This is a genomic window from Alphaproteobacteria bacterium HT1-32, from assembly GCA_009649675.1.
Taxonomy (GTDB): Bacteria; Pseudomonadota; Alphaproteobacteria; order Rhodospirillales; family HT1-32; genus HT1-32.
Map to the genome: position 1 here is coordinate 684122 of WJPL01000001.1, position 23474 is coordinate 707595.

Below are 23474 nucleotides of genomic sequence, written 5' to 3' on the forward strand. Positions count from 1 at the left end.
GCCGTTCTGCAGATCAGTTTTTCTTCTGGTCGTCATCATCATCGTGATCCCGGTCATGGCGATCATGATGACCCCGACGGTGATGCGGCATGCCGTCACGGGCTTCCTTCTGGGAAACCGCATTATCACCATCATCATCCAGCCAGCTGACCATACGCTGTGCCGGCTTTTTCAGTTCGTCCGCCGAGATGACCCCGTCCTTGTTGTCATCCAGTTTCGCAAAACGACGATTGATGCGCTCTTCCATCAGCACCGCCAGCAACTGTGTGAACTCTTCTTTGGTGAGGCTGTTCGACTTGTCGCCATCGACACCGGCAATCTGTGCGTCAATCAGCGCATCGACTTCAGCGCTGGTCACCTTGCCATCCTTGTTTGTGTCAAAGCGATCGAACATCTTCATCGCATGCATCGAACCGCCCATGCCGCGGCCGCCGCTGGCCTGCGCCGTGAGGGCATAGCCGAGAATTCCGACGCCCAGTGCAAAGGAGGTGACGCCAAGAACGACTTTCGAGTGCTTCTTCATGTTATGGTCTCGCATTATCTGTTTTCCTTCGTTGGGTTATGTCTTTCGACAAGACAGACAATGCCCGGAAGATGTCCTGAAAGTTTGTCATCACCGGCGGTAAACTGTCGCAAACTGTGTCATCGTGACCGCCGGAGACCCCGCAGGAACGATCAGGCCAGCAAGACAACAGGCACATTCCCCTGCAGTCCGTTGCATCCGACAGGCCCGGCGGAGATTCAGAGCCGGAATGATGTGATACATTTTGTTACATCATCCGATTGGCGGCCCCCCCGGCAATGGCGTTATAGAAAGACATGCCCTGCAGGAAAAACAGATGAGCAGCGAACCGCATATACTGATCGTCGACGACCATCGTGACATTCGCGAGCCGCTGGCGCGCTATCTGCAACGTCACGGCTATCGTACGACACTGGCTGAAAACGCTGCCCGCGCCCGCAAGGCCATGGAGGCGGCAGCCATCGATCTGGTCGTCCTTGATGTCATGATGCCCGGTGAGGACGGACTGAGCCTGCTTCGTGATCTCCGCCAGAACAGCGAAATTCCCGTCATTATGCTGACCGCAGTCACGGAAAGTGCTGACCGCATTCTGGGTCTGGAACTGGGCGCTGATGATTATGTGAACAAACCCTTCGAACCACGGGAACTGGTTGCCCGGATCAAGGCCGTGCTCCGCCGCAGCGATAACCGCAATGACACGCCGTCACTTGAAGATGCCGACCTCATCCGTTTTGACCGCTGGCGCCTGAAGCCCCTGCAACGCGAACTGATTGATGAGCAGGATGTCAGCATTCCACTCGGCACGGCGGAATATCGTCTGCTGGCTGTGTTCCTCGACCATCCCCGCCGCGTGCTGTCCCGCGACCAGCTGCTTGATCTGGCCAGCGGCCGAAGTGCCCAGCCCTTTGACCGCAGCATCGACAACCGGGTCAGCCGGCTGCGGCGGAAACTGGAACGCGATCCGAAAGCACCAGAACTGATCACCACAGTCTGGGGTGGCGGTTACATGTTCACCGCCGGAGTTGAACGGGAATGAAATGGCTGACGCCCTTCTGGCCAAAGCGGATGGCCAGCCAAATGATTGCCCTGGTGATTGCCGGTTTCGTGCTGTCACAGATCATCGTTCTGATTGCCATCACGCTGGACCGGCGCGAATCCCTGCGCGAATTTGAAAGCGCCCGCCTGCTTGACCGGCTGGCGGTCACCGTCCGTATCATCGAAAACGCGCCGCCGTCGCTTGGCCGGCAACTGACCGCCGCCACCTCCTCGAACTTCCTGACCTTCTGGGTCACCCGCACCCCGGTCCTGCAGGAAGGCATCATGGATTCCGACCGGGACTGGCATGATGTTGACGAACGCATAAGGTCACTGAAACAGCGGATCGGCCAGAACCGCGATATCCGGTTTGGCGACAAGGACCGCCTGCTGCGGTCTGCAAGACTGCCCCGCGAAATCAGGTCCGGCAAAGATGATGACGACGACGATGACCGCAAACGCTTCCGAGAAGGTGACAGGTTCCGGCCGGACCTTGTCCTCTCCATCGGGCTGCGTGACGGCAGATGGCTGAATGCCGGTCTCAATCACCGCCAACATGTCGGCAGAATCGGCTTTCCGATCCTGCTGTCTTTCCTGATAACCGGCAGTGTCCTGGCGCTGGTCGTCATCCTTGCGGTACGCCGGGTCACGCGACCGCTTGAACATCTGTCCGGTGCCGCCGACCGGATGGGGCGGGGCGAGACGGTCAGCCCGATTGCCGAGGCCGGTCCCGCCGACCTGCGGGAGACCATCCGCGCCTTCAACCAGATGCAGGACCGGCTGCACCGCATGATGACCGACCGCACCCGCATGCTGGCAGCACTGGGGCATGACCTGCGCACCCCCATCACATCGCTGAAGCTGCAAACCGAATTCATTGAAGATGACGACCTGCGTGACCGCATGCAGCGTCAGCTCAACGACATGCACCAGATGGCGGAATCAGCCCTGAACTTTGCCCGCGATGCCTCCGACGGCGAGGCTGCGCGGCAAACCGACATCACCGCACTGGTTGAGAGCCTGATTGACGACATGGAAGGGATCAACACCGCCGTCAGCTTTGTCGGGGAAACGCGTATAACAACCCGATGTCGCCCGGTCGCCCTTGGTCGCGCCATCCGGAATCTGATCCAGAACGCGGTCAACTATGGCGGACAGGCCATTGTCGATGTTTCTGATGCAGGCGACCATATCGAAATCACAATCGACGATAACGGGCCGGGCATTCCCGAGGCCGACCTTGCCCGCGTGTTCGATGCCTTCGAGCGGCTGGACGATGCCCGCAACAAGGACAGTGGCGGCACCGGTCTTGGCCTGACCATCGCACGGACCATCGCCCGTTCACATGGCGGCGACGTAACCCTGACCAATCGTGAGGCCGGTGGTCTTCGGGCAAGGATCACCCTGCCTGCAACCAATCCGTCCTAGAAATGCGTTTCAGACACCGAACAGACCAGTCACGGCCAGATAATTCATTCCTGAAAAAGACATTGGTCTGATCCTCTGTTCATAGCTGGCTCTGGATTTCCGCCAGCAGAACGCCAGACTATCACCAACTTCAGTTCAGCCACAGAGGATGCCATGAAAATCAGAGACGCCCGCGCGGAAGATGAAAACAGCTGGCGGCAATTACTGTCCGGCTATCTCGACTTCATCGGGCTTGAGCAATCTGATGATATCACCAGCGCAACCTGGCGGCGTATTCTGGACCCGGACAGCAGCCTGTTCTGCCGTGTCGCCGAAGATGACGGGGGCACCGTCATCGGCTTTGCCAATTGCGTCCTGCATGACGGCACCTCGGTCGCCAGTCCGATCTGTTATCTGGAAGACCTGTATATCGATCAGGCCGCCCGCGGACGGGGCACCGGCAAGGCACTGATGAACGACCTGCTTGCGCTGTCGAAATCCCGCGGCTGGTCCCGTCTGTACTGGTTCACCGAACATGACAACACCACCGCCCGCCACCTCTATGACAGCTTCCGCCCTGCCGATGACTGGGTCCGCTATCAGATTAAGATCGATGAATAGGACCGGGTCCGGGGAGACGCAAATAACCCATCCCTCTCTCCCCTCGTCCTGAACTTGATTCAGGACCTCTCTCAACACCATCATGCATCTGCGGGGGATCCTGAAACGAGTTCAGGATGAGAGAACCGTAAACTGGAGCGGCCGAGTCTGATACCCGCCGGGGTCTCCCCCTGCCCTCATCCCGCGAAGTCGCGCAACAGCTGGCCGGGGGTGCCGCAACCGGGGACCGGGCCGTCTGAACCGGCAACCTTCACCCCGTTGACCCAGACGCCCTGCAGGCCAAGAGCGTCGGTATTCAGGCGTGGTGCACCGGCTGGCAGGTCGAACAGGCGGTAGCTTTTGCCACGCCCCACCGTCGCCGGATCAAACAGCAACAGATCAGCCGCAATGCCGGGTTTCAGATAGCCACGGCCCTGAATGCCATAGATATCTGCCGGACGCCCGGTCAGTTGCCAGACCGCTGTTTCAATCGGCAGGGCACCGAGGTCGCGTGACCAGTGACCCAGCAGATGCAGGCCATATCCGGCATCACAGAAGAACGACAGATGTGCCCCAGCATCCGACAGCGCAATGGAGGCATGGGGATGACGCATCATGCGTCCCACGGCCTCTTCATCAGAGTTCAGCACATGGGCATAGAACAGGGTTTCCAGATTTTCCGACAGCGACAGGTCCAGCATCCAGTCCAGCGGGTCAACACCCGCTTCGGCGGCGCGGGCGGCAATCGTCGCATGTTCCAGATGTGCATTCTCCGGCTTGCCGGTCTGAATGATTCCGACCTTGTCCCAGTCCCCATTGAACAGGCGGATCGGGTTGACGGTTTTCAGTTCATCGCGCACCGATTGCCGGAACGACGGGTCCGCAAGAATTGAAGCGACCTGATCCTTCGGGGCGGTCATTGCTGGTTTCCAGGCGGTGATGCTCTCAAACGGGTAGGCCGATTTGAAGGTGAACTCGAAAGTCAGCGGACAGCAGGAGACCTGACCATAGAGCGGCACACCACGGTCCTGCGCGGCGGCAATTTCATCCAGCGCCTCGAAGGTCGCGGTCGGCTTGTTCGGGCTGTGCAGCAGGGCCGCAATCATTACCGGGCGACCGCTTTCCACTGACATCTGTTCCAGCCAGGGGATCGTGGTCTGACCGCCACGGGTCAGCATGAAGACACCCTTACCGTCTGCTCCCATGGCCTTGGCCAGCGCCATCAGTTCCCTGTCGTCGGCGAGGCGGGACGGCATCGGCTTGCCCGCATCACCATTATGCTGGGGGGCTGTCGAGGTGGCGAAACCAACCGCCCCCGCCTTCATGGCTTCGCGAACGATACCGGCCATCACGCCGATCTCGTCTTCATTTGCCGCACGTTCCGTGGCATCTGCACCCATGGCCCAGGTGCGCAGACTGGAATGGCCAATAAAGGCCGCAACATTAGGGGTCACCCCCCGGTCTTCAATCCGGTCGAGATATTCCGGAAATGTCTGGAATGACCAGTCGATACCACTGCGAAGTGCCTCGATGCTCATGCCCTCGACCTGCGTCAGGTTGCGCATGCAGAGATCACGGTCTTCCGGGCGACTGGGCGCGATGGTGAACCCGCAATTGCCGATAATGCAGGTGGTCACCCCCAGCGCCGGGGACGGATTGAGATAAGGATCCCAGGTGATCTGCGCATCGTAATGGGTATGGCTGTCGATAATTCCCGGCATCAGGGCCAGACCATCGGCTTCCACCACCTCCACAGCTTCGTTCTTCAGATTCTGACCGACGGCAATGATGCGGCCATTCTCCACCGCCACATCGCTTGTGAAGGCAGGCCCGCCGGTGCCGTTATAAAGCGTGGCACCCCGTATCAGCAGATCAGCCATGGATTATTCCGCCGCCATCGCGAGGGCACCCAGCTGCTCGGCTTCGCGCCGAATACGGACCGGCTCCGTCGTCTCGTCAATCTCGACATCTGCAAATGTCACCGGACGGTCCATGGCCACGTCATTTTTCAGGCGCAGATTATGTGCCAGACCGATCGGCAGACCGCCAACTTTCAGGCTGGCATCCGCCGGCATCAGCTTGCCCCAGACGGTAAAGCCCCCTTCGCCATCCAGCATCTCACCGGCCTTCAGGTCACGCTTTGCCGTGGCAACCGCATCCCCCCGGAAACCACGGTTGCGGCCGGTCGGCTCGCCATGAATGGCGGCGGACAGAACCGAGATACCGAGTTCAAGACCGATCAGATGATAGGGTTTGTACATCGCGGCAAAGCGCCCGGTTGAATCGGTCGTCATGCCGTACTGACGGAAACAGGCGGCGGCATAATCGTTCGGGGCCTCAAACACGACATAGACACCCCAGCGCAGATCACGGAACACCGGACGGCCATCGCGTTCCAGCGACGAAACCACCTCGACCATACCGGAGCCTTCAAGGATACCGCCTTCCGATTTCGGACGCAGCAGTTGCGGCAGGTCATCCACACCGCAGGGCGGGAAGGCCAGGCCATCAACCGGCACGGTGAGGTCACAGCCATTGGCGATCGCCGCCATTTCAATGGCGGACTTGGTGCCATCGAGGAAGGAATTGAACATCTGCGGGTTCATCCCCGCGGCCTTCGCTTCTTCCGGTGTCAGGCCGTAATGACCCCAGACACCTTCCGGCGTCACATGGTGATATTCCGGCAGATACTTTGTTCCCTTGCCTGCACAAACCACCTTGAATCCGCTGGCCCGTGCCCATTCAACCTGTTCGGACACCAGTGCCGGCTGGTCACCATAAGCCATGGTATAGACCACCCCGGCTTCATCAGCCCGGCGGGCCAGTGCGGCACCGGCCAGCACGTCAGCCTCGACATTGACCATGACGATATGCTTGCCGTTCTGGAATGCCGACAGCGCATGCCGGATACCGGCACCCGGATGGCCCGTGGCTTCAATCACCACGTCCACATCAGCCCGCGCACAAAGTGCCTCGCCACTGTCGATGAACCGGGTGGCGGCAATGCGATGCTGGTCCCAGCCGACATTCGCGCAGGCCGCCCGCGCCCGATCCGGGTCGAGATCCGCAATGGTCGTGACAATCAGGCCCGGCGTCGTCGGCACCTGTGACAGAAACATCGAGCCGAATTTACCGGCCCCGATCAGGCCGACACGAACCGGCTTTCCCGCTGCGGCAAGACGCAGCGCATGTGTGTGGAGATTCATCTTGTATGTCCTTTAAGCGGCCTGACGGCGGTTTCTGGCAAAGCTCGCAAGCGCATCATCGGCAACCGGCTCAATAGCCGTAAAATCACGATGGGCGATCCATTCCTTGCGGGTAAATTTGGTGATGTGATTGGAGACCGCGCACAGCGTCAGATAAACGATGGTGCGGGGATAGGGCGTGATGTTCGGCGGACTGGCATGAACCAGATTGCCATGGAACATCATGACACAACCGGCCGGGCCGGTCGGGGCATAGATACCCCCTTCCTCAACCAGTTCGGTGACCGTCTTCTTGTCCAGCGTCCAGAGCGGATAGGAGGTGGTCTGCAAATCGTGACCGGCTTCCAGCGTGCCGTGCTTGTGACTTTTCGGAATGAACATCAGCGGGCCGTTGATCGGCATGACCTCATCCAGAAAGACCGCAATATTCATTGCCCGCGGCTCCGGCATGCCATCATCGCGCGCCCATGTGCCGTAATCCTGATGCCACTGCCAGACGTCGCCGTCGAAGGCCGCCTTGGCATTAACCTTGAACTGATGCATGTAGACATCTTCGCCAAAGAACTGGCTGACCGGCTCAATCAGGCGCGGATGTGCGCCAAGCAGACGGAAGGCCTCGTTATAGGTATGCGCGGCAAACGCCGTCCGCGGCGCACCGGAGGTTTCCCGCCAGACTTCCTCGCGGTCAGACGCATAGATACCCTGCGCCTCCTCACGAAGCGCCACAATCTCCGCTTCAGAAAAGCAATTCGGCAGGAACAGGTAGCCCTGTTCGTCGAATTCGGCAATCTGTTCGTCGGTCAGTTTCATCGTCTCTCTCCCATTGCCGGGTCTGTTGCTGCCCGGCTTCATTTGAATGTCGGATTGAAATCAGGCTGCGTCGTGGCGCAGCCGAAGCCGTTCGCTGGTCGCTCGCCCCGCCCGCTCCGCATGGTCACGGGCACGTTTTTCGGCAAGCTCGACATCACCGTTCCCGATAGCCTCCAGAATGGCGCGATGTTCTTTCCAGGACAGTTCGCGGTTTTCACGCACCGTCAGAACCAGCCCCATCGACCGCTGGAAATGTGGCCAGGCGGTGCTGGCCATCTCCCCGATAGCCGGGTTGCCGCTGAGGTCATAGACCCCCTGATGGAAGGCAACATCTGCTCCGATCAGTTCCCGGGTTGCGTCCTTGCGGACTGCTTTCCACCCCCGGTCCATGACCTGTTCAAGCGGCATCATGTCGCTGGCACTGATAACCCGGTCACTCATCCGTGTCGCCGCCAGCCGCGCCGCCAGACCATCCAGCGCCGCCCGGACCTGGTAAAGCGCCAGCAACCTGTCTGCATCGACCAGAGAAACCATCAGGCCACGACGCCCGCGTTCGACCACCAGACCTTCCTGATGCAGTTTTGTCAGGGCGTGGCTGATCGGCTGACGGGAGACGTCGAGCTGCTCAACCAGATCTGACTGAACCAGCGCCGCACCCTCCTCCAGATCGCCAAAAAGTATTGCATCTTTAAGGCGTTGATAGACTTCATCGACAAGGTCGCCACGTGGCTGAATAGGTGTAATCATAGTTTTTGAATCCCGAATACGGAATTCCGTATGCCATAGTGATCTGTTTCAGACAAGATTATTGTCCGCAGGGCCGCAAAGAAAACTTGGCGTCTGTCAACGCGTCGGGTAATTTTTAATACTGATAATTATTCGCAATTATTAATATAACGGACACCTTCCATGTCGCAGGCAGAACGCCCGAACTACGATATCAAGACCGAGATCGCGGCCTACTGGGACCGTCGCGCCGAGACATTCGACGAAGCCCCGTCCCACGCAATTCGCCAGGGGCCGGAACGTGATGCCTGGAAGCAACTGCTGCGTACCCATCTGGAAGGGGACAACCCCCGTATCCTTGAGCTCGGATGCGGAACCGGCATTATCACTGATCTGCTCTGTGAAGCTGGCTGTCAGGTAACGGCCTTTGATCTGGCCGAGTCCATGTTGCAGCGGGCACGGGCCCGGATCGGCGACCGGGCCAGCATCCTGTTCGGCGATGCCGAAGACCCCTTTCCGGCGGAAGGCCCCTTTGACGGAATCATTTCACGCCATCTCGTCTGGACGCTGCCCAATCCGGAGAAAGCCATCGCCCGCTGGCGCGAACTGCTGGCACCGGGCGGGCGTCTGCTCATCGTTGACGGCTACTGGGGTGACAACAGCCTGCTGGCCAGTCTGCTGCGCCGGATGGCATCACTGGCCGAACCCGACCCGGTCAAGACAAACGGCCCGCCGGGCCTGACCGATCCGGGAAGTCCCTATCCGGAAATTGATGCCCTGCTGCCGTTTGGTATTAACGGCGCACCGCCGTCAAGAATTGCCGGACTGCTGGCTGATGCCGGCTTCACCGATATCCGGATCGATCCGCTGTCCGACCTGAAGCGCCAGCAGCGAAGCGGACGCCCGCTCGGCTTCCGGCTGCGCAGCATGTCGATACAGCGCTACCTCATCCGCGGCACCGCCTGACCTCAGATCAGCTCAGCTTGAGCATCGGTCCAAGGTCCTGACCACCACAAAGGTGAATATGCAGATGCGGAACATCCTGACGAGCATCACGACCAATGTTCGACAGAATACGATAGCCTGATCCGGCAATACCCTGTTCGCGGGCAATCTTGCCAATCATGCGGATCAGAGATGCGATCTCGGCCTCTGACGCGTTGGCGGAGAAATCATCGAAGGAAGTATAGGGCCCTTTCGGGATGACAAGCACATGGGTTTTCGCCAGTGGATTGATGTCAAGAAAGGCCAGGGCGTGCTCGTCTTCATCCACCTTTGTACAGGGGATTTCGCCCCGCAGGATTTTTGCAAAGATATTCTGATCATCATAGGCCATCGGTCTACTCCTGTTTCCGCGATGCTTTCTCGGCAATGCCGGAGACACCCTCGCGCCGTTCCAGTTCCGCCCAGATATCTGCCGGGGTCAGGCCCGCATCGGCCCAGAGCACCATCAGGTGATAGATCAGGTCGGCACTTTCTGACTTCACGGCATCCGGACCTTCACTCAGGGCCGCGATCACTGTCTCCGTCGCTTCCTCGCCGACCTTCTGGGCAATCTTGCCGGTTCCCTTCGCGAACAGCTTTGCCGTATGCGAACTGGCCGGATCAGCGCCCTTACGGGATTCGATTGTCGCAAACAACCGGTCCAGAACCGCCGCCCTGTCAACGCCACTCATGCCACATCCTCCAGCCGGACCGGCACACCGGCCGCGCGCATATGTTCCTTGGTCTGGCGGATCGAAAATACCCCGAAATGGAAGATTGAGGCCGCCAGCACAGCCGTCGCGTGACCTTCGGTAATGCCTTCGACCATATGGTCGAGCGTTCCGACACCACCGGAGGCGATAACCGGAATACGCACCGCGTCAGCGACCGCCCGGGTCAGCGGCAGGTTGAAGCCGATGCGGGTGCCATCGCGATCCATTGAGGTCAGCAGGATTTCACCCGCGCCATAAGCTTCCATCTTCTTCGCCCATTCCACGGCGTCGATACCCGTGGGCTTGCGGCCGCCATGAGTGAAGATTTCAAACCGGTCTTCACCGACCGACTTTGCGTCAATGGCCACAACGATGCATTGCGCCCCGAACTTCTCTGACGCTTCACGCACGAATTCCGGATTGGTCACCGCCGCCGTGTTGATCGACACCTTGTCGGCACCGGCCAGCAACAGCTTGCGGATATCCTCCGTCGTGCGCACCCCGCCACCGACAGTCAGCGGCATGAAACATTGTTCCGCCGTCCGGCGCACCACATCATAAATGGTATCCCGGCCTTCATGGCTGGCGGTAATGTCGAGAAAACAAAGCTCGTCCGCACCCTCGCGGTCATACAGCTTCGCCTGCTCGACCGGGTCACCGGCATCAATCAGGTCAACAAAATTGACGCCCTTGACCACCCGGCCATTGGCGACATCGAGACAGGGAATAACGCGCATTTTTAACATGGAGATTTCTTAACGGCGGAGCGGCGGAGAGACAAAGGATTTCAGCCTGCCCGCATACCGGAAACCCGAAGTGTCGTGATGATCCGTCCTTCACCGGCATCCTTCGAGCCGCAGCTGCGCTGCTCCTCAGGATGAGGCCCTGATATTTAATACGACCTCATCCTGAGGAGCGCTGAAAGCGCGTCTCGAAGGATGCCGGCAGAACCAAAAGCGGCAGCACCCCGCTTCAGCAGCGATGGGCGAAAGCGGCTGTGATCTTGATGGCCTTGCGCCAGTTATCCAGTTCGCTGAGGCCGCTGGCCTTGCGTGGCTTGAAGCTGTGATCACCGTCCACCAGCCATTCGACCCGGATATTGCCCGACATTTCGTATTGCTGGACTTCGAGCTTCGTACCGAAGGAATCCCGTTCGCCCTGACAGATCAGGGTGGGCGTGCGGATCCGTTTCATATGGTCCAGCCGGTTGCCCACCGGCTTACCCGGTCCATGAAACGGATAACCCAGGCAAACCAGACCACGAACCCCGCAGTCATCAGCCACCATCGACGCGATCCTGCCCCCCATGGATTTACCACCGATAATCAGACTTCCCGGTTTGAATTCCTTAATAACGTCGCGGAAGCAATCCAGCAGCACCGGGGCCCGGTCTGGTGGTGACTTCGTGCCATCACGGCGCCGACGTTCCATATAGGGAAACTCGAACCGCGCCACCCGCAGACCTTCCGCCGCCAGACCTTTTGCGAATGCATCCATGAAGGGGCTGTCCATGGCAGCCCCCGCCCCGTGTGTCAGGACAATGGTCCGGTCTGCATCCGCCCGGCCGTTATAGAGGATTTCCGTCACGGTTTCATGAATTCCCGGAAGAAGTCATTGCCCTTGTCATCCACAACGACAAAAGCCGGGAAGTTCTTCACCTCGATCTTCCAGACCGCTTCCATACCCAGTTCCGGATACTCGACCTGTTCGACCTTGGTAATACAATCCAGTGCCAGACGTGCCGCCGGACCGCCGACCGAACCGAGATAGAACCCGCCATGGGTTTTGCAGGCACGGGTAACTGCCGCCGACCGGTTGCCCTTGGCCAGCATCACCATTGAGCCGCCGGCAGCCTGGAACTGCTCGACATAGGCATCCATACGACCTGCCGTGGTTGGCCCGAAGGAGCCGGAGGCATAACCGGTCGGCGTCTTGGCCGGGCCGGCATAATAAACCGGATGATTTTTCAGATAGTCCGGCATCGGCTCACCCGCATCCAGCCGGTCCTTGATCTTGGCATGAGCAATATCGCGGGCCACAATCAGGGTGCCGGTCAGCGACAACCGGGTTTTCACCGGGCATTCGGCAAGCTGCTTCAGGATTTCCGGCATCGGTTTCGTCAGGTCAACTTCAACCACATCACCGCCGAGAATTTCATCCGTCACTTCCGGCAGATATTTTGACGGATCGGTTTCCAGCTGTTCCAGAAACACACCGTCACGGGTGATCTTGCCAACCGCCTGACGGTCAGCGGAACAGGAAACACCGATGCCGACCGGGCAACTGGCGCCATGGCGCGGCAGACGGATTACCCGCACATCATGGCAGAAATACTTGCCGCCGAACTGCGCACCGATGCCAAGCTGTTGCGACATCTCCAGCACTTTGGCTTCCCATTCGAGATCGCGATAGGCGTGCCCCGTGTCACCGCCCGATGTCGGCAGGTTGTCGAGATATTTGGCCGAGGCCAGTTTGACCGTCTTCATGGTCAGCTCTGCCGAGGTGCCACCGATAACGATGGCGAGGTGATAGGGCGGGCAGGCCGAGGTGCCCAGCGTCCGCATCTTCTCATCAATGAAAGCGGCAAGACGTTCCGGATTCAACAGCGCCTTGGTTTCCTGATACAGGAAGCTCTTGTTTGCCGAGCCACCACCCTTCGCCATGAACAGGAACTTGTAGGCATCACCCTGATCCGCATAAAGCTCGATCTGCGCCGGCAGGTTCGTGCCGGTATTGGTTTCGGCAAACATGTCGACTGGCGAGACCTGACTGTAACGCAGGTTATCCTCGGCATAGCTTTTCATTACACCACGGGCGATGGCTTCCTCATCATCGAAGCCGGTCCAGACGCGCTGGCCTTTCTTGCCCATGACAATGGCCGTGCCGGTATCCTGACACATCGGCAATACACCGGCGGCGGCAATATTCGCGTTCTTGAGCAGGTCGAAGGCCACGAACTTGTCGTTCGGGCTGGCCTCCGGGTCCTTGAGAATATTGCTCAGGCTTTCCAGATGCGCCGGGCGCAGCAGATGCGAGATATCGTGAAAAGCTTCACGGGTCAGCAGGGTGATCGCTTCCGGATCAATCTGCAGCATCTTGCCGCCGTTGAAATCTATTTCCCGGACATGATCAGAGGTCAGTTTGCGGTAAGGGGTCGTATCCTTACTGAGTGGAAACATCGTCTGATGTGAAAAATCTGCGCCGGCGTCGGGCATGGCGTGGCCTCTCTGGTCTGGTAATGGAAAGCGATACGGGATCGTTGCCGTCATTATCGCCATTAAGTCCGTATTTTCCAGCGACTACCGACAGCCTGCCCGGCATGATCCGCCGCAGCCTGCTCACCATCTTTTGAGACAGGCCTGCGGCCTTCCTCAAGATGAGGAATTCCCCAACCGCACAGATAAAACCCACGAGCACCTTATCCTGAGGAGCAGCAGAGCTGCGTCTCGAAGGATGCAGGGAACCTCTGGCCTGGCACCCGCCCGACATCTTTCGAGACGGGCCGTCGGCCCTCCTCAAGATGAGGAAATCTCCGGACGAGTTGAACGTCCGGTTACATGGTGATGAATTCCCGGAAGAAATCGTTGCCCTTGTCGTCGATGACGATGAAGGCCGGGAAATCCTCGACCTCGATTTTCCAGACCGCTTCCATTCCGAGATCTTCATAATCCAGCACCTCGACCTTGCGGATGCATTCCTTGGCAAGGCGGGCCGCCGGACCGCCGATGGAACCGAGGTAAAACCCGCCATGAGTTTTGCAGGCCCGTGTCACGGAAGCGGCACGATTGCCCTTCGACAGCATGACCAGTGATCCGCCAGCCGCCTGGAACTGGTCGATATAGGAATCCATGCGCTGGGCCGAAGTCGGACCGAACGAGCCGGAAGCATAGCCCTTCGGCGTCTTGGCCGGACCGGCATAATAGACGGGGTGGTTCTTCAGGTAATCCGGCATCGGCTTGCCACTGTCGAGATGCTCCTTGATGCGGGCATGGGCAATGTCCCGGGCGACAACCAGCGTGCCGGTCAGCGACAGCCGCGTCTTGACCGGGTATTGCGACAACTGCGCCAGAACCTCGGCCATCGGCCGGTTGAGATTGACTTCGACAACATCGCCACCGAGTTTTTCATCCGTGATGTCCGGCAGGAATTTCGACGGATCGGTTTCAAGCTGTTCCAGAAAGATGCCGTCGCGGGTGATCTTGCCGAGCGCCTGACGATCCGCTGAACAGGACATGCCGATGCCGACCGGGCAGCTCCCGCCATGCCGCGGCAGGCGGATGACGCGCACATCATGACAGAAATACTTGCCGCCAAACTGCGCCCCGATACCGAGATCCTGCGACATCTTGTGAATGCGCGCCTCCCATTCCAGATCGCGATAGGCGTGGCCGGTATTGCCACCTTCTGTCGGCAACCCGTCGTAGTAGCGGGTTGAGGCCATCTTGACCGTCTTCATGGTCAGTTCCGGGGACGTGCCACCAATGACAACCGCCAGATGATAGGGCGGGCAGGCCGCTGTCCCGATGGTCCGCATTTTCTCGTCGATAAAGGCCGTGAGGCGTTCCGGTGTCAGCAGGGCCTTCGATTCCTGATACAGGAAGCTTTTGTTCGAGGAACCGCCCCCTTTGGCGATAAACAGAAACCGGTAATCCTCGCCGCTGTCCGCATGAATTTCGATCTGCGCCGGCATGTTGTTACCCGTATTCTCTTCGGTAAACATGTCGATCGGCGAGACCTGACTGTAACGAAGATTAGCTTCTGTGTAGGTCTGCATTGCCCCGCGCGCGATAGCCGCCTCGTCATCAGCGCCGGTCCAGACCGACTGTCCTTTCCGTGCAACCACCGTTGCCGTACCCGTATCCTGACAGATCGGCAGAACACCCGCTGCCGCAATATTCGCGTTCTTGAGCATGTCGAAAGCCACGAACCTGTCGTTCTGGCTGGCTTCCGGATCATCCAGAATATTCCGGAGGCTTTGCAGATGGCCCGGCCGCATCAGATGCGAGGCATCCCGGAAAGCCTGCCGGGTCAGCAGGGTAATCCCTTCCGGGTCGACCTGTAGCTCCCGACGGCCATTAAATTCGACCTCGCGCACATAATCCGATGTCAGTTTGCGATAGACAGTCTTGTCCTCGGCCAGCGGAAACATGGTCTGATGAGTGAAATTTGCACCGGCGTCGGGCATGGCGGGTCTCCCTGATGATGATCTGCAGAATTTGTTTCCGCATTATCCGAATAGAGCGCCATCATACCAGCATCCCGGATACGCCGGACTTTCACACAATGTTGATATGGTTGCTGTTATGCTGCCACACACCACATGAGAAGGATGAACGTCTTGAGGCGACAGATATTAATGTATACATTATTTTGCCTGCCATGCTGATCGTCTGACATTGGAACATCCCTGCGTCCCGCTGACCTGAACCCAGACTCCGGAGACTGACTTGGTTTCTCGTACCATACCGGTTGACCCGTTCGACCTTGTAATCTTCGGCGCCACCGGCGATCTGGCCCGGCGCAAGATCCTGCCTGCCCTCTACCGCCGGCTGATTGCCGGACAGGTTCCGGAGGGTGCCCGGCTGATCTGTGCCGCCCGCTCCGGTCTGGATGACGATGGTTTCCGCGCCATGGCCCGCGAAGCAATTGAAACCTATGTGTCTGCTGATGAAATCAACCGTGACCTGCTGGATCAGTTCATCGCATTGCTGGGTTATGTGCCGGTTGACGCGACGGGGGATGACGGCTGGTCCGAACTGGCTTCCCGGCTGGGGAAAAACAATGGCCGTATCCGGATTTTCTATCTGTCCGTCGGCCCCGGCCTGTTTGGCGCCATCAGCCTGAAACTGTCTGAATACGGAATCGCCACCCCGGACAGCCGCATCGTTGTCGAAAAACCGTTCGGGCATGACCGTGACAGCGCCGCCGCCCTGAACGCACAGTTACTGACCTGCTTTGAGGAATCCCGCATCTACCGGATCGACCATTATCTCGGCAAGGAAACGGTGCAGAACCTGATGGCGATCCGCTTCGCCAACGCACTGTTCGAGCCGTTGTGGAACTCCCGCCATATTGATCATGTGCAGATCACTGTCGCCGAGAATATCGGCGTCGGGGGCCGCGGCAGCTATTATGACCGGTCCGGTGCCATGCGTGACATGATTCAGAACCATCTGATGCAGCTGTTCTGCCTGACGGCGATGGAGCCACCGGCAAGGTTCGAGCCGGATGCCGTCCGCGATGAAAAACTGAAGGTGATCCGGGCACTGGAGCCGATCACCCCGAAAGACGTGCCGCATATGACCGTTCGCGGCCAGTATCGCGGCGGCAACGGACTGACCTCCTATCAGGAAGACGCAGGTGAGGCGGACAGCCTGACGGAAACCTTCGTTGCCCTGACCGCCCATGTGTCGAACTGGCGCTGGTCCGGCACACCCTTTTATCTGCGCACCGGCAAACGCCTCCGGGCGCGGATGAGCGAAATCGCCATCATTTTCAAGGACGCCCCGCATTCGATCTTTGGCGGGAAAGGCGACAGCCTGCCCTGCAATACGCTGGTCATCCGGCTGCAACCGGATGAAGGCATCACGCTGCGGATGAACATCAAGGAGCCGGGGCCGGGTGGCATGCGGCTGGTCGAGGTTCCGCTCGACATGACCTTCGCCGAGGCACTTGGACCGTCGGGCACCCGCATTCCGGATGCCTATGAACGGCTGATCATGGATGTGGTACGCGGTGACCAGACCCTGTTCATGAGGGGTGACGAGGTCGAGGCTGCCTGGCAATGGACCGATCCGGTGATTCAGGCATGGGAAGATCAGAACCTGAAACCACAGCCCTATGATTCCGGCGGGTCAGGGCCGGAAGATGCCCTGATGCTGCTGCATCGCGACGGACGCCGCTGGCGTGAAATTTCAGGCTGAGGCAAAGATGACAGATCAGACAACCGAACCGCTCTGGCATATTCACGACAGCCGCGACGACCTGTTCATCGCCTTGACGGAGATCGTCGCCGGGGAATTATCAGAAGCCATCGCAGCCCGCGGAACCGCAAGCCTTGCCGTCTCCGGCGGCAACACACCCGCCCCCTTTCACCGGATGTTATCCGCCTGCGACCTGGACTGGTCAAAGGTCGTCATCACCCTGACAGACGAGCGTCTGGTGAGTGAAGACAGCGACCGGTCAAATGCCCGCATGGTCCGCGAGACCCTGTTGCGGGACAAGGCGGCACAAGCCGTGTTCATCCCGCTCTGGCGACCGGACATGACGCCGGAGGCCATGGTCCCGCAGGTTAGCGGGGAACTCAGCCAGCACCAGCCCGTTGATGTCTGCATCGCCGGGATGGGTGAGGATTGCCACACCGCCTCGCTGTTTCCCGGAGCACCGGAGCTGGCACAGGCACTGACACCGGAGGACGGAGCGATTCTGGCACTGATGACGCCCCCGGACGGGCTGGAATCACGTATCACCCTGACCGGTCCGGTTTTGCGACAAAGCCGCCACCGCCATCTGCTGATGGCCGGCAATGCGAAACGGGCTGCCTTTGCCCGTGCAGAAGCCGCGACCAGTCTGCCCGAGGCCCCGGTCCGGATTTTGATGACCGGCCGGACGCCGCTGCATATTCATTACGCGCCCTGACAGAAGGAGCCGCCCATGACCCTCAGAAACCCGATCCATCAGGTAACCGAGCGAATCCGCGAGCGCAGCAAGCCAACCCGCCGCGCCTATCTGACCCGTCTCGACCAGGCCCGCGATCAGGGGCCTGCCCGTAACGGGCTGGCCTGTGGTAATCTGGCCCATGCCATGGCCGCTCTTGAGCTGCCAGACAAAGAGGCCATGGCCGCAGGACGCTCACTGAATCTCGGCATCGTGACGGCCTATAACGACATGCTGTCGGCCCACCGGCCCTATGAGACTTATCCGGAACTGATCCGCACCACCGCCCGCGAAGCAGGTGGCACCGCACAGGTTGCCGGGGGTGTACCCGCCATGTGCGATGGTGTGACACAGGGTCAGACCGGCATGGAAATGTCGCTGTTTTCCCGCGATGTGATTGCGCTGGCTGCCGGCGTCGCCCTCTCGCACAACACCTTTGATGCTGCGGTCTATCTTGGCATCTGTGACAAGATTGTGCCCGGACTGGTGATCGCCGCAGCGACATTCGGGCATCTGCCCGCGATATTCATTCCGGCGGGGCCGATGACTTCCGGCATCTCGAACGACGAGAAAGCCAGGGTCCGCCAGCAATTCGCCAAGGGCGAAATCGACCGCGACGGCCTGCTGCGTTCCGAAATGGCAGCCTATCACGGGCCCGGCACCTGTACTTTCTATGGCACCGCCAATTCCAACCAGATGCTGATGGAATTCATGGGGCTGCATCTGCCGGGGGCAAGTTTCGTCAACCCCGGCACGCCGCTGCGCGAGGAACTGACAAAGGCCGCCACCCGCCGTGCCCTGGCCATTACGGCCGAAGGCAATGACTATACCCCCGCCGGACAGGTGCTGGACGAACGCGCCTTCGTCAACGGCATGGTGGGGCTGCATGCCACCGGCGGCTCAACCAATCTGGTCATGCATATGACCGCGATGGCACGCGCTGCCGGGATCATTCTGTCGACGGAAGACTTCGCCGACATTTCCGAAGCAACGCCCCTGCTGGCCCGCGTCTATCCGAACGGCAAGGCAGATGTGAACCACTTCCATGCCGCAGGTGGCTTGGGCTACCTGATTGGCGAACTGCTGAACGAAGGCCTGCTGCATGACGATACACTGACTGTCGCCGGGACCGGTCTCGCTCATTACACAAAAGAGCCGGGGCTTGATGACGAGGGCCATCTGGGCTGGCGCGATGGTGCCGGGAAAAGTCATTCCCACGATATCCTGCGCACTGTCGCTGATCCGTTTCAGGCGAATGGCGGGCTGAAGCGCCTGACCGGAAATCTGGGGTCTGCCGTGCTGAAGGTATCCGCCGTCCCCGAAGACCGCCACTGCACCACCGCCCCCGCCCGCATCTTCCACGATCAGGACTCGGTAAAAGCCGCCTTCGAGGCCGGTGAGCTGACAGAAGATGTGGTGATCGTCGTCCGCTTTCAGGGCCCCCGCGCCAATGGCATGCCGGAGCTGCATGCGCTCACCCCGCTGCTCGGCATCCTGCAGGACAAGGGGTTACGGGTGGCTCTGGTGACCGACGGTCGCATGTCCGGCGCTTCCGGCAAGATACCGGCTGCCATTCATCTCAGCCCGGAGGCGCTGGATGGCGGCCCGATTGCGCGGCTGCGTGATGGTGACGTGATTACCGTCGATGCCAATGACGGCGTCATCGCCGTTGACGTCGATCCGGACAGCTTTGCCGCCCGGCCTGTTGCCGAAGCGGATCTCACCGCAAACGATTTCGGGACCGGGCGGGAACTGTTCCGCCTGTTCCGTCAGGCCGTCAGTTCACCGGATTTCGGGGCCTCCCCACTGGTTTGACATGCCATCTGCTGAAACATCTTTATGTTGCTGAACCATGACTGATCTTCAGACCTGCTGGGACACCCTCACCGCCGAACAGGCCCGACTGGCTGACCGGCATCTGCGCGACCTGTTTGCCGATGATCCGGACCGCCCGGCCCGGCTGACAGCACGGCTGGATGATCTGCTGATCGACCTGTCACGCGAACGCCTCGACGGCAGGGCAATGCACGCCCTGCTGGATCTGGCTCGGGCTGCCGGTGTCGCAGAACGACGCGATGCCCTGTTCGCCGGTGAGAAACTGAACAGTACGGAAAACCGGGCCGTACTACACATGTCGTTACGCGCCCCCGCGGACGCCGCTTTTTCCGTCGATGGTCAGGATGTCATGTCCGGCATCGTAACGACCCGCGACCGGTTCCTCGCTTTCGCCGAAGATATCCGTGCCGGGCGAATCACTGCATCCGGTGGCCGGGCCTATAAGGATGTGGTGAACATCGGTATCGGCGGGTCCGACCTTGGACCGGCCATGGCGGTACGGGCGCTCAGCCCGGACCATGACGGGCCGCGGCTGCATTTCGTCTCGAACGCGGACGGCACCCATCTGGCGGATATTCTGAAACAGGTCGCCCCGGCGACAACCCTGTTCATCGTCGCCTCGAAAAGCTTCACGACGCTGGAGACGATGACCAATGCCCATGCGGCACGGCGCTGGCTGGAGGCCGCGGGAACCCCGCAGGCCGGGGACCATTTCGTTGCCGTATCGACCAATATTCCGGCGACGAAAGATTTCGGTATCCCGGAAGACAGGGTATTCGGTTTCAGCGACTGGGTTGGGGGCCGCTATTCCGTCTGGTCAGCGATTGGTCTGCCACTGGCCATCGCCATCGGCGCAGACGGCTTCCGGCAGTTCCTTGAGGGGGCGGCATCGATGGATGCGCATTTCCGCACCGCCCCGCTGGAGAGCAATTTGCCGGTGCTGCTGGCCATGGCCGGAATCTGGCGCCGCAATCTGATGGGCCTGCCAACGGTCGCGCTGATTCCCTATGACCAGCGCCTCGAATTCTTTGCAGCCTATGTCCAGCAACTGGATATGGAGAGTAACGGCAAGCGGGTCACCCGACAGGGCACGCCGGTGGCGACAGCAACAGGGCCGATCATCTGGGGCGAGCCCGGAACAAATGCCCAGCATTCATTCTTTCAGTTGCTGCATCAGGGCACTGATATCATTCCCGTCGATTTCATCCTGAACCGGCAGGCACGTGACGGTCTGCCCGGGCAGCACATCCTGTTGCAGGCCAGCTGTCTTGCCCAGGCACAGGCACTGGCCTTCGGCCGGACCGCCGAAGAAGCGGAACAGGCCATGCTGCGTTCCGGCAAACATGACAAGCTGGATGCTGCCCGTCTGACACCGCATCGCAGTTTCCCCGGCAACCGGCCATCGACCCTGATCCTGCAGGACCGTCTCGACCCGTTCAGCCTTGGCCGGCTGATCGCCCTGTTTGAACACAAGGTCTTCGTGCAGGGCACAATCTGGGGCATCAATTCCTTCGACCAGTGGGGCGTTGAACTCGGCAAGCAACTCGCTGAACGGCTGGTTCCCGCCCTGAACGGCGACGCGATCCCGGATAATCTCGACCCCGCCACACGGGCCACGCTGGCCGCCCTCCGTGAAGATCAGTCATGACCGGGCCTGCGACCAACCCCATCTTAGCCGTGTCATCCCGGTGCTGGCCGGGACCCGGCCATAAAGGCCACCTGCCCGACATAATGAAAGCCGCTGCATCATGATCACCACATATGACATCTGCCGTCTGGCCCCCGTCATTCCGGTCATCACCATCGACCGGATCGAAGATGCCCTGCCGCTGGGTCGCGCACTGGTTGCCGGCGGGCTGCCCGCGCTGGAGGTCACTCTGCGGACCCCCGTCGCGGTCGAGGCGATCCGCCTGCTGGCGGCAGAATGTGAGGGCGCGGTTGTTGGTGCCGGGACCATCCGCAATGCCGCTGACCTTGCGGCCTGTCATGCTGCCGGGGCCCGTTTCGCGGTCAGCCCCGGTGCCAGCCCGGCCCTGCTGGACGCCGCCGCTGCCCTGCCCGGACTTCCCCTGCTGCCCGGCTGTGCCACCCCGTCAGAGGCGATGACGCTGGCGGAACGCGGCTACAGCATGCTGAAATTCTTTCCCGCCGGTGCCGCCGGTGGCCCGGCCATGCTGAAAGCCATGTCCGCCCCCCTGCCCGATATCCGGTTCTGCCCGACCGGCGGCGTCAGTCTGGAAAACGCTCCGGACTATCTGGCCCTGCCGAATGTCGTCACTGTCGGCGGCAGCTGGGTCGTGCCCGCAGACCGCATCCGTGCCGGTGACTGGTCAGCGATCGAGGCAAAGGCACGGGAAGCCGTCACCCGGCTGGGGTAATTCCCTTCCCGCGCCTCACCCTTGAAAATTAATTTGTCCAAACAATTGCCCACGGGCTGACGAAACTGTTTACTGCGCCCGAAATCAATCAGATTGAGCAGGAAACTTCCCATGCCTTCTACCGTTCTTACCTCCCGCCTGTTCGGCGATATGTTTGGTCTTGCCGAAATGCGCGACCTGTTCACCGACGAGGCACTGGTTGCCCGATATCTTGATGTCGAAGCCGCACTGGCGCGGGTTCAGGGGGAACTCGGCATCATTCCGGCCGCAGCGGCACAGGCCATCGACAAAGCCGCTGCCGGGCTCGACATTGACTGGGACCGCCTGCGTGAACGGACCCTGATTGTCGGCTATCCGATTCTGCCGCTGGTCGAACAGATCGCCGAACGGGTTCCCGACGGGGCGGGTGAATATGCCCACTGGGGCGCGACCACGCAGGACATCATGGATACCGCCGATGTGCTGCAAATCCGCGACGGGCTGGACATTATTTCCCGCGAACTCGACGCGGTCGGGACGGCTCTGGCAAAACTGGCGTCCGATCATGCGGAAACACCGATGCCCGGCCGGACCCATCTGCAACATGCCCTGCCGATTTCCTTCGGCTACAAGGCCGCGACCTGGCTCAGTGCTATCGACCGCCATCGCACCCGGCTCAGCGAACTGCGCAGCCGTGTCCAGGTGGTCTCCTTCTCCGGCGCGTCCGGCACCCTTGCCTCACTGGCCGGTGAAGGGCTGTCGACCCAGAAGGCGCTGGCGGAAGAACTTGGCCTCGGCGTCCCCGACATTACCTGGCACACCATCCGTGACAGTGTCTCGGAGGCAACCGGCCTGCTGGCCCTGATCGCCGGCACCCTCGGCAAGATCGGCTATGACATCATGCTGATGATGCAGACTGAAACCGGCGAGGTGATGGAGCCTTTCGTTGCCGGACGTGGTGCCAGCTCCACCATGCCGCAGAAGCGCAACCCGATTTCCTCGGAAATGATGCTGGCCGCCGCCAAGATCGTCCGGGAATCCCATGCTGCCATGCTGGATGCGATGGTCGTCGACCATGAACGGGCAACCGGTCAGTGGCATGTCGAATGGCAGGCCCTGCCGACCGCCTTCATCGTCACCTCCGGCGGTCTGAATGCCGCACGCGAGGCGCTGGAAGGGTTGGAGGTACGACCCGACGCCATGCGCAAGACCCTCGACGCCTCCGGCGGTCTGATTGTCGCAGAAGCCGTCATGATGGGCCTCGCCCCGCATATCGGCCGGCAGATCGCCCATGATGTTGTCTATGACTGCTGCCGCGCTGCCCTGACCGGTGACATCTCTTTCCTCGATGCGCTGAAGGCCGAACCGCAGGTGCGTGACCATCTCGACGATACGGCTCTGGCCCGTCTGGTTGACCCGGTCAACTATCTCGGCGAAGCACCGGAAATGGTCCATCGCCTGCTCAGCCGCCGCAAGGCGTGAGCAACCGGTATTATCGCAGATTTACCGGCGGCGACTCGGCATGAAATCATCTGATTTCTGCTTCTGAAGGCTGCGGTGGTGACACAACATACAGTCACTCACCACCGCAGAACCTCCCTATCCGGGTTGCCCTTTTTTA

Annotated in this window: 21 protein-coding genes; 10 read left to right on the forward strand and 11 right to left on the reverse strand. The window is 60.2% G+C overall.

The genetic code is table 11. From position 1 onward, the window contains the following. Nucleotides 1–13: 13 nt before the first annotated feature. The gene (locus GH722_03240) at nt 14–538 is read right to left on the reverse strand and encodes a hypothetical protein (protein MRG70770.1); all 525 of its coding nucleotides are present in this window, start codon (nt 536–538) and stop codon (nt 14–16) included. A gap of 301 nt (nt 539–839) precedes the next feature. Here GH722_03240 and GH722_03245 point away from each other — a divergent pair, with 301 nt between their 5' ends. The 3 genes from GH722_03245 (at nt 840) to GH722_03255 (ending at nt 3586) form a co-directional block, all read left to right on the forward strand. Next, a complete protein-coding gene (locus GH722_03245) occupies nt 840–1559 on the forward strand; it encodes a response regulator (GenBank protein ID MRG70771.1) in 720 nt (239 codons plus the stop codon). Continuing rightward, nucleotides 1556–2986: a HAMP domain-containing protein gene (locus GH722_03250; protein MRG70772.1), complete on the forward strand. Its 1431-nt coding sequence runs from the start codon at nt 1556–1558 to the stop codon at nt 2984–2986. The genes GH722_03245 and GH722_03250 overlap by 4 nt, the downstream gene beginning before the upstream one ends. A 153-nt stretch (nt 2987–3139) precedes the next feature. Beyond that, entirely contained in the window at nt 3140–3586 is a 447-nt protein-coding gene (locus tag GH722_03255) for a GNAT family N-acetyltransferase (GenBank protein ID MRG70773.1), read from the forward strand. A gap of 176 nt (nt 3587–3762) precedes the next feature. Here the strand turns inward: GH722_03255 and GH722_03260 are convergent, their stop codons facing one another. From GH722_03260 to GH722_03275, 4 genes are read right to left on the reverse strand one after another with little or no spacing between them, the layout of a single operon-like run. Next, on the reverse strand, nt 3763–5445 hold the full coding sequence (locus GH722_03260; GenBank protein MRG70774.1) for an amidohydrolase family protein: 1683 nt from the start codon (nt 5443–5445) through the stop codon (nt 3763–3765). Nucleotides 5446–5448: 3 nt separating this feature from the next. Next, nucleotides 5449–6771 carry a flagellar biosynthesis protein FlgA gene (locus GH722_03265; GenBank protein MRG70775.1) on the reverse strand — a complete coding sequence of 441 codons (1323 nt, stop codon included), beginning with the start codon at nt 6769–6771 and terminating at the stop codon, nt 5449–5451. A 12-nt stretch (nt 6772–6783) separates the two neighbouring features. Further along, nucleotides 6784–7581, reverse strand: a complete 798-nt coding sequence (locus tag GH722_03270; GenBank protein MRG70776.1) for a proline hydroxylase — start codon at nt 7579–7581, stop codon at nt 6784–6786. Nucleotides 7582–7641: 60 nt separating this feature from the next. Further along, nucleotides 7642–8328 (reverse strand): FCD domain-containing protein, encoded by a 687-nt coding sequence (locus GH722_03275; protein MRG70777.1) that lies wholly within the window; start codon nt 8326–8328, stop codon nt 7642–7644. Nucleotides 8329–8490: 162 nt separating this feature from the next. Here GH722_03275 and GH722_03280 point away from each other — a divergent pair, with 162 nt between their 5' ends. Then, nucleotides 8491–9273 (forward strand): methyltransferase domain-containing protein, encoded by a 783-nt coding sequence (locus tag GH722_03280; protein ID MRG70778.1) that lies wholly within the window; start codon nt 8491–8493, stop codon nt 9271–9273. A gap of 7 nt (nt 9274–9280) precedes the next feature. Here GH722_03280 and GH722_03285 read toward each other — a convergent pair whose 3' ends face one another. The 6 genes from GH722_03285 to GH722_03310 all read right to left on the reverse strand — a co-directional run bounded on the left by GH722_03285 (nt 9281) and on the right by GH722_03310 (nt 15189). After that, nucleotides 9281–9643 carry an HIT domain-containing protein gene (locus GH722_03285; GenBank protein MRG70779.1) on the reverse strand — a complete coding sequence of 121 codons (363 nt, stop codon included), beginning with the start codon at nt 9641–9643 and terminating at the stop codon, nt 9281–9283. A 4-nt stretch (nt 9644–9647) separates the two neighbouring features. Next, nucleotides 9648–9983 (reverse strand): phosphoribosyl-ATP diphosphatase, encoded by a 336-nt coding sequence (locus tag GH722_03290; GenBank protein ID MRG70780.1) that lies wholly within the window; start codon nt 9981–9983, stop codon nt 9648–9650. Continuing rightward, nucleotides 9980–10750, reverse strand: a complete 771-nt coding sequence (gene hisF / locus GH722_03295) for an imidazole glycerol phosphate synthase subunit HisF (GenBank protein MRG70781.1) — start codon at nt 10748–10750, stop codon at nt 9980–9982. Before hisF ends, GH722_03290 begins: the two co-directional genes overlap by 4 nt. 226 nt (nt 10751–10976) lie before the next feature. Beyond that, entirely contained in the window at nt 10977–11591 is a 615-nt protein-coding gene (locus GH722_03300; protein MRG70782.1) for an alpha/beta fold hydrolase, read from the reverse strand. Next, nucleotides 11588–13219 (reverse strand): fumarate hydratase, encoded by a 1632-nt coding sequence (locus GH722_03305; GenBank protein MRG70783.1) that lies wholly within the window; start codon nt 13217–13219, stop codon nt 11588–11590. The genes GH722_03300 and GH722_03305 overlap by 4 nt, the downstream gene beginning before the upstream one ends. Before the next feature lie 338 nt (nt 13220–13557). Next, nucleotides 13558–15189, reverse strand: a complete 1632-nt coding sequence (locus tag GH722_03310; protein ID MRG70784.1) for a fumarate hydratase — start codon at nt 15187–15189, stop codon at nt 13558–13560. Between the two features lie 262 nt (nt 15190–15451). Between GH722_03310 and zwf the strand changes: the two genes are divergently transcribed. From zwf to pcaB, 6 genes are all read left to right on the forward strand, one after another. Continuing rightward, nucleotides 15452–16927 carry a glucose-6-phosphate dehydrogenase gene (zwf, locus tag GH722_03315; GenBank protein MRG70785.1) on the forward strand — a complete coding sequence of 492 codons (1476 nt, stop codon included), beginning with the start codon at nt 15452–15454 and terminating at the stop codon, nt 16925–16927. A gap of 7 nt (nt 16928–16934) precedes the next feature. Further along, entirely contained in the window at nt 16935–17642 is a 708-nt protein-coding gene (gene pgl / locus GH722_03320) for a 6-phosphogluconolactonase (protein MRG70786.1), read from the forward strand. Nucleotides 17643–17657: 15 nt separating this feature from the next. Then, a complete protein-coding gene (locus tag GH722_03325) occupies nt 17658–19475 on the forward strand; it encodes a phosphogluconate dehydratase (GenBank protein MRG70787.1) in 1818 nt (605 codons plus the stop codon). A gap of 37 nt (nt 19476–19512) precedes the next feature. Further along, nucleotides 19513–21144 (forward strand): glucose-6-phosphate isomerase, encoded by a 1632-nt coding sequence (locus GH722_03330; protein ID MRG70788.1) that lies wholly within the window; start codon nt 19513–19515, stop codon nt 21142–21144. A gap of 100 nt (nt 21145–21244) precedes the next feature. After that, nucleotides 21245–21874 carry a bifunctional 4-hydroxy-2-oxoglutarate aldolase/2-dehydro-3-deoxy-phosphogluconate aldolase gene (eda, locus tag GH722_03335; GenBank protein ID MRG70789.1) on the forward strand — a complete coding sequence of 210 codons (630 nt, stop codon included), beginning with the start codon at nt 21245–21247 and terminating at the stop codon, nt 21872–21874. A gap of 111 nt (nt 21875–21985) precedes the next feature. Beyond that, nucleotides 21986–23335 (forward strand): 3-carboxy-cis,cis-muconate cycloisomerase, encoded by a 1350-nt coding sequence (pcaB, locus tag GH722_03340; protein MRG70790.1) that lies wholly within the window; start codon nt 21986–21988, stop codon nt 23333–23335. Nucleotides 23336–23474 lie beyond the last annotated feature (139 nt).